Below are 14,890 nucleotides of genomic sequence, written 5' to 3'. Positions count from 1 at the left end.
ATAGTTACTCAAGCAATTATCAACCTGTTAAAAAACAAGCAATTACCATTCTTTTATAATCAGCAAAAGACTCTCTTTCGATTCTTTTTTAAAACCGTTTGCTCTTTTTAGAGTTAAACAATCTATGAAAAAGACAATTTTAAGTTTAAGCTTCATCCTGTTTGCAACTTTAGGCTTTAGTCAGGTACTTAAGCCAGTCAAGATTGATAGTTTGGTTACGGTCTCTTTACCTGCAAACTTTACTAAGAAAGATACATTGGGCCAGCAAATTTACCAGGGTACGGCCTCCCTTGGGTTTATAAGTGTAATCCGCGCCCAAAACGCAGCTAACAATAAGCCGCTAAATAAAGAAAAAGACCTGAAAAAGGTATTTAATACTTTTGCCGATGGCATCAGGAAGCAATCGCGCAACGGCAGTATTATGAACCCGCGCGATACAACTATTGGCAACCTTGAAGCACGGGTGTTTACCCTGCGGGTCGATAATAGCGGATCGACCGGCGAAGCGGCGCAGTTACGAAAGTTTATTTTGATATATACGCAGGATGTTACTTATACGCTTGAATATTATTACCCGGAAGCCAGGGCCGAACTTGCCAAGGCCGAGCTAAACGAGTTTTCCAGTTCTATTAAATTGGCGCCTGATTTGAAACGTAACGATCAGTATATTTCAAACGCAAAAGGCTTATCAACCCCGGTTAAAGTGGGGTTATACGGGGGGCTGCCACTCATTATCATTATTGTGCTGGTAACCATCCGTCGTAAAAAACGGTTGGCTGCCGAAGGCTAATTATTTAAAGACTGTTTTAATTAACCCGGTACGCCATTTTTCGGAATGGATAAACTGCTTGTTTTCTAACCAGGTAACCCACAAAACAGTAACTATAACGCCGATAGCCGAACCTCCTATAACATCTTCAAAAAAGTGTTCGGTAAGGTACATTCTTGAATAGCCAATTAATATGGCCATAAGTAAGGCTGGGATACCCCAGCCTTTTTTTGTTGCAAGGTAAGCCAGCACCACCGCTGCCGAAAAGGCACTGGTAGTGTGTCCCGAAGGGAAACTATTATATGTTAGAATTTCTACTCCTTTAACTGTATGTACCGGTGCCCACTGGTCTTTAAAATACAAACTGGGCCTCGGTGCATCGGCAAAATATTTAATTACCTGGGCCACAAACCCGGTTAAAAGATAGCTTGATGCCAGCAACAGGAATTTACGATAGCTAAATAACAGAAAAACCAATGAAAGTGTAACCGCGGTAAGGCCGTCGCCAAGGTCGGTCATGTAGGGTTCAATATAATCGGCCCAGGGACTGTTCCACCCATTTACCGCAAAAAAAATCTGCTCGCGGGTATATAGCAGTTTGATAACCAAACAGGTGCACAAAACAATAAGGTAAAGTAAAAAAAATGGCCTTATCCTGTATAAAACATCTTGTACCCCTATCTTCATGATGCAAAGTAAGCATATACTTATCTAATGCAAAAAAATGATTATGTTTGGGAATAGGTTGCACTTATTATTTAAATTAAATGTCGAAAAGCATATTTCGTAAAAAATCAGTCTCGAAAATATTACATGATGTTGAATGCGGTTTCAGCGATAGTGAACATCCCGGCACAGTAAACTCCCAACTAAAAAAAGAATTAAACGTAAAAGATTTAACCCTGATGGGGATAGCCGCCGTAGTTGGGGCGGGCATTTTCAGCACCATCGGCGAAGCCTCGTTTCACGGCGGACCGGCCGTTTCTCTGTTATTTATTGTTACGGCCGTTACCTGCGGTTTTTCGGCACTATGCTATGCCGAATTTGCATCGCGCATACCGGTGGCAGGCAGCGCCTATACTTACGCATACGCTTCTTTTGGCGAACTGATAGCCTGGATAATTGGCTGGGATTTATTAATGGAATATGCTATTGGCAACATCGCTGTAGCTATATCATGGAGCGAATATTTTGTAAACCTGCTTGAAGGCTTTAATATTCATTTACCTAAATACCTTACCATGGATTACGTTTCGGCACTAAGGGGGCACGAAGCTGTAACCAAACATGGGGCAGTACTTGCAGATATTGCCGACAGGCTAAAAGCAGGGGCAGTTGCCTGGGATAATGCGCCCGGCGTAGGTAATTTTAAGCTGATAGCCAATTTGCCGGCCCTGGGTATTGTTTTTATTATTACGTACCTGGTTTATATTGGTATCCGCGAAACAAAAAAGGCCACCAATGCCATGGTTATCCTAAAGGTACTGATTGTTATTGCCGTTATTGTAGTGGGCTTTTTTTATGTTACCCCGGCCAACTGGCACCCTTTTATGCCTAATGGCTTTGGCGGTGTCATGAAGGGCGTTTCGGGTGTGTTTTTTGCTTATATCGGGTTTGATGCTATTTCGACCACGGCCGAAGAATGTGAAAAACCGCAGCGCGACTTACCCCGCGGTATGATATATTCCCTTATTATTTGTACGGTTCTATATATCCTGATAGCACTGGTACTTACCGGGATGGTAAGTTATAAAGACTTACAGGTAGGCGATCCGCTGGCTTTTGTATTTGCCAAAGTTGGCTTGCATAAGGTAAGCTACGTAATATCCATAAGCGCGGTAATTGCAACGGCAAGTGTATTATTAATATTCCAGTTAGGGCAGCCCCGTATCTGGATGAGCATGAGCCGCGATGGTTTATTACCAAAAGCGTTTTCCCGCATTCACCCCAAATATCATACACCAGCCTTTGCAACAGTAATTACAGGTTTTGTGGTGGCAATACCAGCCTTATTCATGAACCTTACCGAGGTGACTGATTTAACAAGCATAGGCACCTTGTTTGCCTTTGTACTGGTTTGCGGCGGTGTTTTATTGCTTCCGCGCGAAGAGGCGGTTAAAGGCAAATTTCATTTGCCATACGCCAATGGCAAATACATAGTGCCATTGATAACTATCATTATCCTGGGCTCGATAGTTTACTTTAAACCTGCCCCCCAGGTTGAAATGATGCAGTTTAAAAAACTGAGAGAAAAACCTGTCATAATTGACGCCCTTAACGCAGGCGAAATAAAGGCCATATATGCTTCTGTAGTTAAACTCAACACCGGGACACCCGCCTTGGCTGACACTGCTTCGCAAAAAAAATATTTTAAAGATCTGGAAGAAGATAAATTTAACAGCGCCTTACGGATAACACCAATCAGTGAGCTTAAAAAATACCATCTTGGTTTTGATGGCTTCCTGTACAATTTTCCTAATTACCTGTTCTTTATCCTCATTATTATAATTGCTATATATAGTTTCCTCAAAAACTTTTCGCTGATACCCGTTTTAGGGCTCATGAGCTGCTTTTACCTCATGACCGAGCTTGGTTATACCAATTGGCTCCGGTTTCTGATATGGCTGGTAATAGGTCTGGTTATCTACTTTACCTACAGCTACAAAAACAGTGTATTAGGCAGGGAGGTTAAAACGGCCTAACTAATAACTTTATGTGGATATGCCCCATTTGCAGCCGCGAATTTACAAATACCAACCAGGTACACTCCTGTCGCGAACGCAACCTGGGCGATTTTTTGAATGGTAAATCTGCCCAAACGGTTGAGTTGTTTGATTACCTGGTAGAAGAGTTTTTAGCCATGGCGCCCATCAAAGTTTATCCTACTAAAAGTATGATAGCACTTGGTCTGCATACCAATTTTGCCTACGTAACCCAATTAGGCAAAAACTTTATTGATGTGGTTTTTCCGTTTAATGAAATACATGCCGATAACCTCTGTTTCAGCAAAATAAAAACCGTACCCGGTACTAACCAGCACAACCATTACTTCAGGATGTATTTTAAGGAGGATATTAATGAAGAGCTGAGAAAGTATATACTCCTTGCAATAGCAAATGGGAGATAGCACTTGTCGCCTAAGATGTGTTATTATTATGTAACCTATAGATTGCCGTTACGAAATGTAAAACCCAATTGCCTCTGAAAATGAGAATGCCCTACTAACAGTGCTGTCATGCTGAGCGGTAAAATTTCACGAAATTCTGAAGGGTAATGACATTCAGAAATAAAAGACTGTTATGCTGAGGTACGAAGTATCTATTCGCAAACTTTTCTATCTATCATACATAGCTAATAGATCCTTCGCACCTCAGGATGACAGGAAAATTGGACATGTTATGGGTAGCTTACCGAAGTATCTTAGGCAAGGCCTTCCCCGCGAGTCTTCGACAAGCTCAGACTAACAGGCGTTACGCATCAGAGTTTATTATAAATAGTGAGTCGGAACGAAGCGATGACGCGTTTCATTATGGCTCCTAATGAACCATTTCCTTAGGCTTTTTCCCCACAATCCATTTCTGCAGCTTCCAGGTAAGGTATGCTGAGCCGGCGCCAACTATTGCCCCGCCCAAAACATCACTGGGGTAGTGCACACCCAGGTACATTCGTGAATAGCCTACCGCGCCGGCAAATGCAAACGATGGCGCTATAACGTACCATTTAGGAATAGCCAAACTTAACGATGTGGCCGTTGAAAATGCAAAAGCAGTATGTCCTGATGGGAATGACGGGTCTGTTGGATATTCTTTGGCATATATTACGTCGGGATGGGTAACAAAAGGCCGTTCGCGGTTAAATACCTTTTTAGCTACGAAGGTTGCACCACCGGCAACAATAAATGACGCGGCTGTTTGTAAACCGCTTATTTTGAGGTTGTCATCGTGGTTAATATAGCCGGCAACAACTAAACTTATAGGGGCCGCCACGTTTACTATGACAGCTTTATCGCTCATAAACTTCCATTTACTATCGGCACCGTTTGGTGGCCCGTTAATACTTTTAAGCAGGTTAAGATCGGCCCCCTGGGCAAATAAACCCGTGGCAAAAAGCAGGGATAACAGGGTTAATTGTAATTTTTTTTTCACAGGATATTACTTCAGCGTTGTAAATATGTGAAAACAATCTGTAGTAATACTGAATTTATTTGCCTCGCTATGCCCGCTCTAAAGGAGGCCGTTGAAAAAATGTGCGCCAGGCATCCTCGCGATAATAATACTTTGCAAATCAGTTTAAAAGGTGTAAAACAATAAAGCCCCAGTAGGAGGGGCCTTATTTTAATTTCCACTTACGTAAAAATATCTTATATCAGGCCCCTTCTACTTTGGAAAGGGCGGGGTGAAAGCTAATTTACCCTATGAATTTCAATAGCATCAGGTATTGATAACATCAACGGTACTTTTTCAACCGTAACAAAGCTTAAATCAAGACCAAAGCCACGTTCTTCCGAAAGGCTTAAATGTTTCAGGTAAACATAAAAATCCATGATAAAACGCTCATAAAATGATAAGCTATGCGAACGGGAGAAAATTTTCTCGATCACCACAAACCTAAAGTCACCAACAATTTTATGCTTATTCAATGATTTGTAATGACTGGTGATATCAACTTCGCCTTTTTTCACCAGGTCTTCAACCACTCTACGGAATAACAGGTTAATTTGCTGCTCAACTCTAAAACCGAGTTTGAAATCGATACGGATCAGTTTATTAGGTATCAAAAAGTCTACTTCGTATTCGCGTTTGTAAGGTTCGTCCACTACATCAACGTGAACCAGCCAGTATACATCGGCCCGTTTGGGTTGCTTTTGTAAAATTGAGTAAACAATTTTTGATTCAATTTCAGAATTGAAGTTGGCGCTGGTTAAATACACCAGTTGTGATGCATATTTGGGCACGCTTTCATCGGCGCTCAACTCGTTAATGATGTTGTAATAATCATCAATTCCAACAAATTTAACATACCGGTTCCTTATCTTACGGGCAGTATGCCATGTCCACATCACCGTGAACAATAAAAAGCCTATCGAAAGTGTAAACCAGCCGCCATGCAAAAACTTAACCAGGTTACCTGTAAGGAAAGTGCCTTCAATAACCAGGTAAATTGCCAAAAATGTATTGATAATGTAGTTTGGCACTTTTTTACGTTTCAGGAATTTTGATACCAGTATAGTGGTCATTAACATGGCCACGGTGATACTTAAACCATAAGCCGCCTCCATTTTATCCGAATGGCGGAATATTAGCACCACACCTAAACAGCCGGCCCACAGCAGCCAGTTAACGCTGGGCACATATAATTGCCCCTTTTGCTCAGATGGATAATTGATTTTTACTTTTGGCCACAGGTTAAGCCTAACCGCCTCGGCAATTAGTGTGAACGACCCGGATATTAAAGCCTGGCTGGCAATAATAGCGGCTACGGTAGCGATACCGATACCGAATATCAAAAACCACTCCGGCATTATTTTATAAAAGGGGTTGTTCACGTTAAGGTCCATTACCGATCCGTTACTTTGCAGTAACCAAACCGCCTGGCCAAGGTAGTTTAAGATTAAACATGCCTTAACATAAATCCAGCTGATGCGAATGTTTGATTTTCCGCAGTGTCCCAGGTCTGAATATAACGCCTCGGCCCCGGTAGTACACAAAAATACGGCGCCTAATATGATAAAAGCGTTGTGGCTGCCGGTTGAGCTTAATAATTCATAAGCATAATAGGGATTAAGCGCCCTGATTATACCAGGCGAATGCACTATATAGGAGATACCAAGTACGCCCATCATAGTAAACCAGATAAACATTATTGGCCCAAATGCCTTACCAACCAACGATGTGCCAAACTGTTGTATAATAAACAGCGCTGTAATAATGGCTATAACAATTTTTACGGTTGGCAAATTGGGGTAATACGTTTGTAAACCCTCAATAGCCGATGAAATAGTAATGGGTGGGGTAATAATACCATCGGCAAGCAGTGCGCAGCCGCCTATCACCGCAGGCACTATCAGCCATTTGGCTTTACGACGTACTAATGAAAACAGCGAGAAAATGCCACCTTCGCCCTTGTTATCTGCACGTAACGTTATTACCACATATTTCAGGGTGGTTTGAAGCGTTAAAGTCCAAAAAATAAGGGAAACACCTCCCAGTATTAATGTTTCTGAAATGTGGTTGGTACCAACAATGGCCTTGAATACGTATAATGGCGAGGTACCAATATCACCGTAAATTATTCCTAAACTGATGAGCAGGCCGGCTGCCGACAGTTTTTGCAGATCTTTATGATTTGACACTATGTGTTAGTTTGAGACGGCAAAAATATTAATTTTTTACATTTCAAAGTCAAATTATTAAGAGTTCATGAAGAATTAGGAAGTTTTTTATAAATAATGCAAATTTCATGGGCGTTTAATAAACAATAATGAAGTAATTGAAACCCAATGCTGTATAATGATATAAATGTTAAAAAATAAACCGCAAAAAGCATTCTTTTTGATTAAGTTTAATAAATGTATAAAAAACACTATTTCATTCAAACTTAAATAAATATTAAACGTATAAGGCTTTAGTCAGTCTATACTATAAAACAGTCCTCATTGTTAAATTTTGTTAAAAATATTAACAAAAACGTCAATTACTTAGGCCGTGAGGGCATTATTTATACTTTTGTACGGAAACTTAAAAATGAGGCGAAAAATTACTTACCCTTTTACTTACACTTATGCGTGGTCCATATTAATTGCGATGGCAATTTTTATGAATTTTGCATTTGCCAAAGGGATTGCGTCTCCTCAAAAAGCCGATGCTAATAAATTTAAAAGTGATACCGTATACCACGTAACCAAAACTAAGGGCGGTAAACCTTCCTATTTAAAAAACGGGCTTCACCTGGCGCTGCCGCCGTTGAAGCCTGCGGTTACATCAACAATAAAAGTAAATGTATCCCGGCCCGATGATAAATTGTTAAATGATGTGCAATTATATCCCAACCCGGTAACTGATCAGCTTAACCTTAAATACACAATTAGCCGTAACACCAATGTTACCGTTAAAATAATGGATGTTTTGGGCAACGATATTACCACCGTATTTAACCAGCGTGTTGAGGGCGGCGACCATAATATTAACTATCAGATTAACAACAAGCTTACCCGCGGCTTTTACTTTGTACGTGTAGTAGCCGGTACTGAATCGGTTATCAAGCGGATTTCTGTTTTATAATCATTGCTGATAAGCGGGAATTAACCACACCTTTTATTGTTTTATTTTTCTGCGAAGCGAAGAGTCCGCAGCCTCGTCGGGTGCGTTTTTGCAACTTTCCCTCCCAAAACTATCCTTACCCACACACGACAATAATCCAAAGTAAAAAACATAATTTCGCACCCATAGTTATACTTCTATTATGAGTAAAATTGCATTAATCACAGGCGCAACATCGGGCATAGGCGAGGCATGCGCACACGTATTTGCCCGCGAAGGATATAACCTGGTACTTACCGGCCGCAGACTGGAAAGGCTGGAGAAACTGGCCGGTCATTTAAACAAAAAATATGATACGGAGATAGCCATATCGTCATTTGATGTGAGCGACCGTGCTCAGGTGCAGGAAAACCTTGATGGCATACCCGCCCAATGGAAAAATGTTGATGTATTGATTAATAATGCCGGGCTAAGCCAGGGACTCGATCCGATACAAAACGGTAATGTTGATGACTGGGAAACCATGATTGATACCAACGTAAAGGGTTTATTATATGTAAGCCGCATCGTATCCAACTGGATGATTGAAAACGGCAAAGGCCATATCATAAACTTAGGCTCGATAGCCGGCAAGGAGGTTTACCTTAATGGAAACGTGTATTGCGCTACCAAATATGCCGTTGATGCCCTAAATAAAGGCATGCGTATTGATTTGCTGCCTCATGGTATAAAAGTAACGGCCATACATCCCGGTGCCGTAGAAACCGAGTTTTCGGAGGTGCGCTTTAAAGGGGATAAGGAAAGGGCCAAAAAAGTATATGATGGCTTTGAACCCCTGGTAGCACAGGATATTGCCGAAACCATTTGGTTTGTAGCATCGCGCCCGCCCCATGTAAACATCAACGACCTGGTAATTATGCCAACAGCACAAGCCACGGCCGGGAATATATTCCGGAAATAATGTGCAGATATGCAGATTTCAGATGTGCAGATGATTAATTGATTTGAAAATTTGAGGATTTGAAGATTTGAAAATGTTCAGGTACGGTCATCGAATTAATCGTCTCCCCATCTAAATTATTAATCTGCACATTTGCATATCTGAAATCTGCACATCAAAAATCACTAATTCACTAACTCAATAATTCACTAATTAAATAATGTCACTAATCACACAAATAGACCAGGATATAAAGCTGGCTATGCTGGCCAAACAGCCAGATCGTTTAAGGGGGCTGCGGGCCATAAAATCGGCCTTGTTATTAGCCAAAACAGAAAAAGGAGCCGCCGAGGAACTTACCGAGGAGGCTGAAATTAAAGTGCTGCAAAAACTGATTAAACAGCGTAAAGAATCGGCAGATATTTACCGTACGCAAAACCGCGAAGATCTGTACGAGATTGAGATGGAAGAAATGCGCGTAATTGAACCTTATTTACCGCAGCAAATGACCCGTTTTGAAATTGAAGGCTACTTAGAGGAATTGATAGGCCGTATAGGTGCCACATCAACAAAAGATTTAGGCCGTGTTATGGGTATGGCCAATAAGGAGCTTGCGGGCCAGGCCGATGGCAAAACTATATCAGAAGTTGTACGCCAATTATTAGGATAGTAACGGTTAATCAATATAACGTTAACATATACATTAATAAATTATTGCTATAATTGTTGCAACTCGTTCGCAGTAAACTAATTTTACAGCGGATTAACACATTTTATATACTAAAACGGGTTTTGGTATAGTTAATTGAAAATTAATACTAATTATTTATATGGATTTCGTGCTTAAAGAGGAACACGGTTTTAGTTACATCGATGAGGGCGAAGGCGAGGTGCTGTTACTACTGCACGGTTTAATGGGTTCGTTGAGCAATTGGGATGGCGTGGTTAATCAATTTAAATCAAAATACCGCGTATTAATACCTATATTGCCTATTTATGATATGCCGCTTATTACTACAGGTGTTAAAAGCCTGTCGAAATTTGTGCATAAGTTTATCAAGTTTAAAAAACTAAGCAATATTACTGTGCTTGGTAACTCGCTTGGCGGGCACGTGGCTTTGGTATATGTTTTGGCTCATCCCGAAAATATAAAGGCCATGGTGCTAACCGGCAGCTCAGGTTTATATGAAAACGCCTTTGGGGGGTCGTTCCCTCGGCGCGAGAGTATTGATTTTGTAAGAGAAAAGGTACAATATACATTTTATGACCCTGCTATTGCAACAGATGAGCTGGTTAATGACGTATACAAGTTAGTAAACGACAGGCATAGCGTTATAAGGTTACTGGCTATGGCAAAATCGGCTATCAGGCATAATATGAAAAAAGACCTTCATAAAATGCAAATGCCGGTTTGTTTAATATGGGGCAAGGACGATAAAATAACTCCGCCCGAGGTAGCGGTGGAATTTAACGAATTATTACCCAATGCCGAGTTGCACTGGCTTGATAAATGTGGCCATGCCCCTATGATGGAGCGGCCGGAAGAGTTTAACGTGTTGCTGGGCGCATTTTTAGAGAAAATAAAGGATAAGTAAACATGGTTGCAATTGAGTTGATGGCTAACGCGATACCACCGGTACACACTTCTGACCCGATACAGAAGGTTTATGACCGTATGGTGGAGTTTCGTGTGCGCCATTTGCCAATTGTAAACGAAGAGCAGTTTCTGGGCCTTATATCCGAGGACGATATGGTTAACGAAAGTGATAACCAGGTGCCTGTTGGCGCATTGGCATTATCGTTGGTTAATCCTTATGTGCTGGAAGATCAGCATATTTATGATGTTATCCGCCTGTTTTATGAACGCCAGCTTACCATAGTGCCCGTGCTTGATGCCAAGCATAATTATCTGGGCATGATATCGATAAATGCCATTACCGAATATTTTGCTAAAATCACAGCGGTATCGCAGCCAGGTGGTATTATCGTACTCGAAATCAATAATAAAAATAATTCCCTGGCACACATGTCGCAAATTGTCGAATCGGATAATGCCCAGGTGCTAAGTTCATATGTACAAACCTTCCCCGATTCAACCCGGATGGAGGTAACGTTAAAAATAAACAAGCAGGATATATCAACCATTGTAGCCACATTCCTCCGTTATGAGTATGATATTAAAGCAACCTTTAACCATACCGACAACAACGATAACGCCCGCGACCGGTACGATTCGCTCATGAATTATCTCAATCTTTGATCGTTCATTGGTTCACGGGTTCATGGATCATTATAAAAAGTTCATAATTCATGGTTCATAGTTCATAGCAGAAAGTTATTGGTATAACATGATATCATTTGAAAACCGGCCATGAACCATGATCTATGAACCATGAACAAATTCACCACCCAAAATGTAAAGCATGAAAATAGCAGTTTACGGCAGGCCATTTAATGAACCTTCGGTTATCCCTTATATACAGCAGGTATTTGATAACCTGGCGCTGCACAATGTAGATATTTACGTACACTATCAGCTTCATGAGTATCTGCAGGATAAAATAAACGGGGTAAAATATAACATCCTGCAAGCCACCGACTCATTAAAGGGTTTTATAGATATTTTTATAACCCTTGGCGGTGATGGCACCTTGCTGGATATGGTAACCGTTATCCGCGATTCGGGCATCCCCGTTATCGGTATCAATTTTGGCAGGCTGGGCTTTTTGGCAAGTGTAAATAAAAGCGACATTAACGCGGCTATACACGCCGTGGTAAACAGGGAGTTTACGCTGGATTGCCGCGAACTGCTCAGCATCGATTCAAAAACCAATGTGTTTGGCAATGATAACTTCGCGCTTAACGATGTAACCATTCATAAACGTGATGATGCGGCCATGATTATCACCCATGTGTTTTTAAACGACGAGTTTTTAAACTCCTATTGGGGCGATGGTCTTATCATATCAACTTCAACCGGTTCAACCGCTTATTCGCTAAGCTGCGGCGGCCCAATTATATTCCCGCAATCAAACAGTATTGTGGTTACCCCGGTATCGCCGCATAACCTGAATGTGCGTCCAATTATATTGCCCGATAACAGTAAGCTGTGTTTCGAGGTGGAAACCCGCAGCTCCAAATACCTGGTATCGTGCGATTCGCGGATGGCTGTTATGGACGAAACCATGAAATTCCTGGTGCAAAAAGCAAACTTCCAGCTAAATTTAATCAGGTTAAATAATGAAAGTTACTTAACCACGTTAAGAAACAAACTATTATGGGGATTGGATGCCCGTAATTATTAATTTTGCTTGATGCCCAAATTTGTACTTTTTGCATTCCTCTTCCTATTTTCTTATCATGTACAGGCCCAAACCTGGGAGGTAGGCGGCTCTGTTGGCGGGGCAGGTTATATTGGCGATTTAAACCCCGATAATCCGGTTAAAGTAAGCGGGGCATCTGCAGGCTTATATGTTAAACGCAATTTTGATGGTTACTTTTCGGCAAAACTAAACTTTAGCTATGCAAAATTTGGCGCGGCCGACAGTACATCCTCCAGCCAGCAATTTCGCGACCGTAACCTGAGTTTTACCGATGGGGTGATGGAGCTTGCCGTTATCGGCGAGTTTAATTTACTGAAATATATACCCGATGCCGGTCCTAATAAATTTACTCCTTTTATATACGCAGGTGTAGGCATCACTGCTTATGACCCGCGTACGGTTTATAACGGCAGTGCCGGATCGCTCAGGCAACTGACAACCGAGGGGCAGAAGACCCAGTATGGTGATAATACGATAGTAATTCCGTACGGGATAGGCATAAAATACAATATCGGCGGAAAGTTTAGCCTGGCGGCAGATATGGGCTACCGCTACACCTTTACCGACTACCTTGATGATGTAAGCGGTATGTATGCCGATAAAAGTAAATTAACAGGTGTCGCCCGGGCATTATCTGATCGGTCGGGCGAGAAAACCGGCATCTACATTGGCTCGGCCGGTACCCAGCGCGGCGACCTTAAACCACGCGACAGTTATTTTATAGTTGGGCTTACCATCTCGTATACCTTTGTTACCAAGCGCTGTTATTTTCAAAATTAAATTTTAATTTAACAGAATTTAACAAATTAAATTTTGTTATTATCGCAATAAATGATCTTATAGTTCGTTTTGATATTAAAATCAGTATTTAATACTGCTTTTAAATTTTAACCTTAATCTATAATGTCATGGCCGAATTAACTGCTTCTCCCCAAAAATCAGGCGCAGCCCGCGGGCGCAAAAAACAAAACCTCAGGGTTGATCTTACCGCAATGGTCGACCTGGCTTTCCTGCTCATTACCTTTTTTATTATGACCACAACACTGGCCAAGCCAAAGGCGATGGATTTAGCCATGCCAGTAGACAGCAAGGAACAGCCTGTGCCTGCAAGCCGAAGCCTTACCATTTGCCTTGGAAAAAATGATAAGGTTGTGTATTACCTGGGCGAACTTAAGAATCCTGTAATTGCGCCTACTGTGGTCGGCTTTGGGCATGATGGCTTGCGAAAAGCGCTTATCGAAACCAATAAAATGATCCATGATAAATATGGTAAAGACATGATTGTTTTAGTTAAACCCAGTAACCATTCTGTTTACAGCAGTTTGGTGAGTACGTTGGACGAACTTACCATCACCAAAACAGACAGATATTCTATTGTTGATATTGCCACACCCGATATAGATGCCTTAAAGCAAAAAGGTATTTATTAAAATGATATTCAAGTAATTCCACCTAACCTTACACATATACTTTTGACGGGCATCACGACCATTTAACTGATCGTTGATGCCCTTTTTTGCGTTTTGTTGATTTATAAATGAAAATAAACAGCGGTATAAAATGCCATTTATGTGTTTTTTATGACATTTATTAACATTATTTACAATAACATTTTCTTTTATTGCGGCATACTAAAAAAATACAAAGTAAGTTTTACCTTTGTACCCTGAAAAAACCGGCAACGTGGCATTTAACTATTGCTGTTGACGGCTGATTTAGTAAAAGCGGATTAGTCTAAAAAACAAATATTTATTAGACATAGCATTGACGACATTTAAAACAAGCATGTCTTTTTTATAGCCATAATACCGGCTTTTGATAATGAGCAATATGGAATATTTGGATCAGATTGATTTGTTGAAACTACCTAAGCACGTAGCTATCATTATGGATGGCAATGGACGCTGGGCCAAAGAAAAAGGCAAATTACGCGTATTTGGTCATCACAATGGTGTAATATCTGTAAGGGATGTTGTTGAAGGATGCGATAAACTGGGTGTAAAATATATCACACTATATACCTTCTCATCTGAAAACTGGAACCGCCCTAAGTTTGAGGTAATGGCCATTATGGAGTTGATGGTAAGCACCATCCATAAAGAGATAGCCGGCTTTATGAAAAACAACATTAAGCTTAATGCCATTGGCGATCTGGATCTGCTGCCCTCCAAATGTTTAAAAGAACTTAACAACGCCATGGAAACCACAAAGGATAACACCGGAGTGATTCTTACACTGGCTTTAAGCTACGGCTCGAGGCGCGAAATTTTACATGCTGCCAAAAATATAGCAGCGCAGGTAAAAAGCGGCGAACTGGAGATTGAAGATATTGACGAAGCTGTTTTTGAACGCAACTTATTTACCAATGATATGCCCGACCCCGAACTATTGATACGTACCGGCGGCGAGTATAGGATAAGCAACTATTTATTATGGCAAATTGCCTATGCCGAATTGTATTTTACAACCAAGCTGTGGCCCGATTTCAGGAAGGAAGATTTGTACGAAGCTATACTTGATTATCAAAAACGCGAACGCCGTTTTGGTAAGACCAGTGAGCAGGTTAACTAAATTTTTTCTTTTAACAAATTTTAACAAC

General features: G+C 41.0%; 15 protein-coding genes. 12 read left to right on the top strand and 3 right to left on the bottom strand.

The genetic code is table 11. The features are described from left to right. The first annotated feature begins 124 nt into the window (after positions 1 to 124). Positions 125 to 790, top strand: coding sequence for a hypothetical protein (locus tag BMX56_RS19145; protein WP_090651282.1), 666 nt, complete (start codon positions 125 to 127; stop codon positions 788 to 790). Here the strand turns inward: BMX56_RS19145 and BMX56_RS19140 are convergent, their stop codons facing one another. Further along, positions 791 to 1,456, bottom strand: a complete 666-nt coding sequence (locus tag BMX56_RS19140; RefSeq protein ID WP_090651281.1) for a phosphatase PAP2 family protein — start codon at positions 1,454 to 1,456, stop codon at positions 791 to 793. An 80-nt stretch (positions 1,457 to 1,536) separates the two neighbouring features. On the opposite strand from BMX56_RS19140, the gene BMX56_RS19135 reads away from it, so the two are divergent. Both BMX56_RS19135 and BMX56_RS19130 read left to right on the top strand, forming a co-directional pair. Continuing rightward, a complete protein-coding gene (locus tag BMX56_RS19135) occupies positions 1,537 to 3,471 on the top strand; it encodes an amino acid permease (protein WP_090651280.1) in 1,935 nt (644 codons plus the stop codon). Positions 3,472 to 3,482: 11 nt separating this feature from the next. Next, entirely contained in the window at positions 3,483 to 3,896 is a 414-nt protein-coding gene (locus BMX56_RS19130) for a DUF5655 domain-containing protein (protein WP_255369873.1), read from the top strand. Positions 3,897 to 4,305: 409 nt separating this feature from the next. Here BMX56_RS19130 and BMX56_RS19125 read toward each other — a convergent pair whose 3' ends face one another. Together BMX56_RS19125 and BMX56_RS19120 are read right to left on the bottom strand one after the other, a co-directional pair. After that, positions 4,306 to 4,914: a phosphatase PAP2 family protein gene (locus BMX56_RS19125; RefSeq protein WP_255369872.1), complete on the bottom strand. Its 609-nt coding sequence runs from the start codon at positions 4,912 to 4,914 to the stop codon at positions 4,306 to 4,308. Positions 4,915 to 5,171: 257 nt separating this feature from the next. Beyond that, positions 5,172 to 7,121: a KUP/HAK/KT family potassium transporter gene (locus BMX56_RS19120; protein WP_090651279.1), complete on the bottom strand. Its 1,950-nt coding sequence runs from the start codon at positions 7,119 to 7,121 to the stop codon at positions 5,172 to 5,174. 463 nt (positions 7,122 to 7,584) lie between these two features. On the opposite strand from BMX56_RS19120, the gene BMX56_RS19115 reads away from it, so the two are divergent. From BMX56_RS19115 to BMX56_RS19075, 9 genes are all read left to right on the top strand, one after another. Then, the gene (locus tag BMX56_RS19115; protein WP_177183862.1) at positions 7,585 to 8,049 is read left to right on the top strand and encodes a T9SS type A sorting domain-containing protein; all 465 of its coding nucleotides are present in this window, start codon (positions 7,585 to 7,587) and stop codon (positions 8,047 to 8,049) included. Positions 8,050 to 8,230: 181 nt separating this feature from the next. Continuing rightward, the gene (locus tag BMX56_RS19110) at positions 8,231 to 8,989 is read left to right on the top strand and encodes an SDR family oxidoreductase (protein WP_090651277.1); all 759 of its coding nucleotides are present in this window, start codon (positions 8,231 to 8,233) and stop codon (positions 8,987 to 8,989) included. A gap of 199 nt (positions 8,990 to 9,188) precedes the next feature. Continuing rightward, positions 9,189 to 9,638 carry a GatB/YqeY domain-containing protein gene (locus BMX56_RS19105; RefSeq protein WP_090651276.1) on the top strand — a complete coding sequence of 150 codons (450 nt, stop codon included), beginning with the start codon at positions 9,189 to 9,191 and terminating at the stop codon, positions 9,636 to 9,638. A 160-nt stretch (positions 9,639 to 9,798) separates the two neighbouring features. Further along, on the top strand, positions 9,799 to 10,563 hold the full coding sequence (locus tag BMX56_RS19100) for an alpha/beta fold hydrolase (protein ID WP_090651275.1): 765 nt from the start codon (positions 9,799 to 9,801) through the stop codon (positions 10,561 to 10,563). Between the two features lie 2 nt (positions 10,564 to 10,565). Further along, on the top strand, positions 10,566 to 11,228 hold the full coding sequence (locus BMX56_RS19095; RefSeq protein WP_090651274.1) for a CBS domain-containing protein: 663 nt from the start codon (positions 10,566 to 10,568) through the stop codon (positions 11,226 to 11,228). 163 nt (positions 11,229 to 11,391) lie between these two features. Then, entirely contained in the window at positions 11,392 to 12,273 is an 882-nt protein-coding gene (locus BMX56_RS19090) for an NAD kinase (protein ID WP_090651273.1), read from the top strand. A 9-nt stretch (positions 12,274 to 12,282) separates the two neighbouring features. Continuing rightward, positions 12,283 to 13,071 carry a type IX secretion system protein PorG gene (locus tag BMX56_RS19085; RefSeq protein WP_090651272.1) on the top strand — a complete coding sequence of 263 codons (789 nt, stop codon included), beginning with the start codon at positions 12,283 to 12,285 and terminating at the stop codon, positions 13,069 to 13,071. A gap of 128 nt (positions 13,072 to 13,199) precedes the next feature. After that, positions 13,200 to 13,721: an ExbD/TolR family protein gene (locus BMX56_RS19080; protein ID WP_090651271.1), complete on the top strand. Its 522-nt coding sequence runs from the start codon at positions 13,200 to 13,202 to the stop codon at positions 13,719 to 13,721. Positions 13,722 to 14,121: 400 nt separating this feature from the next. Then, positions 14,122 to 14,862 carry an isoprenyl transferase gene (locus BMX56_RS19075; protein WP_090651369.1) on the top strand — a complete coding sequence of 247 codons (741 nt, stop codon included), beginning with the start codon at positions 14,122 to 14,124 and terminating at the stop codon, positions 14,860 to 14,862. Positions 14,863 to 14,890: the final 28 nt, after the last annotated feature.

Origin of the sequence: Mucilaginibacter sp. OK283 (assembly GCF_900110415.1) — a bacterium.
Taxonomy (GTDB): Bacteria; Bacteroidota; Bacteroidia; order Sphingobacteriales; family Sphingobacteriaceae; genus Mucilaginibacter.
Note: the sequence above shows the minus strand (reverse complement) of the source record. Positions and strands in the feature narration are given on the sequence as shown.

Coding starts and splice junctions, on each gene's coding strand:
- BMX56_RS19145 (WP_090651282.1), top strand. CDS start 125: ATGAAAAAGACAATTTTAAGTTTAAGCTTCATCCTGTTTGCAACTTTA.
- BMX56_RS19140 (WP_090651281.1), bottom strand. CDS start 1,456: ATGAAGATAGGGGTACAAGATGTTTTATACAGGATAAGGCCATTTTTT.
- BMX56_RS19135 (WP_090651280.1), top strand. CDS start 1,537: ATGTCGAAAAGCATATTTCGTAAAAAATCAGTCTCGAAAATATTACAT.
- BMX56_RS19130 (WP_255369873.1), top strand. CDS start 3,483: ATGTGGATATGCCCCATTTGCAGCCGCGAATTTACAAATACCAACCAG.
- BMX56_RS19115 (WP_177183862.1), top strand. CDS start 7,585: ATGAATTTTGCATTTGCCAAAGGGATTGCGTCTCCTCAAAAAGCCGAT.
- BMX56_RS19110 (WP_090651277.1), top strand. CDS start 8,231: ATGAGTAAAATTGCATTAATCACAGGCGCAACATCGGGCATAGGCGAG.
- BMX56_RS19105 (WP_090651276.1), top strand. CDS start 9,189: ATGTCACTAATCACACAAATAGACCAGGATATAAAGCTGGCTATGCTG.
- BMX56_RS19100 (WP_090651275.1), top strand. CDS start 9,799: ATGGATTTCGTGCTTAAAGAGGAACACGGTTTTAGTTACATCGATGAG.
- BMX56_RS19095 (WP_090651274.1), top strand. CDS start 10,566: ATGGTTGCAATTGAGTTGATGGCTAACGCGATACCACCGGTACACACT.
- BMX56_RS19090 (WP_090651273.1), top strand. CDS start 11,392: ATGAAAATAGCAGTTTACGGCAGGCCATTTAATGAACCTTCGGTTATC.
- BMX56_RS19085 (WP_090651272.1), top strand. CDS start 12,283: ATGCCCAAATTTGTACTTTTTGCATTCCTCTTCCTATTTTCTTATCAT.
- BMX56_RS19080 (WP_090651271.1), top strand. CDS start 13,200: ATGGCCGAATTAACTGCTTCTCCCCAAAAATCAGGCGCAGCCCGCGGG.
- BMX56_RS19075 (WP_090651369.1), top strand. CDS start 14,122: ATGGAATATTTGGATCAGATTGATTTGTTGAAACTACCTAAGCACGTA.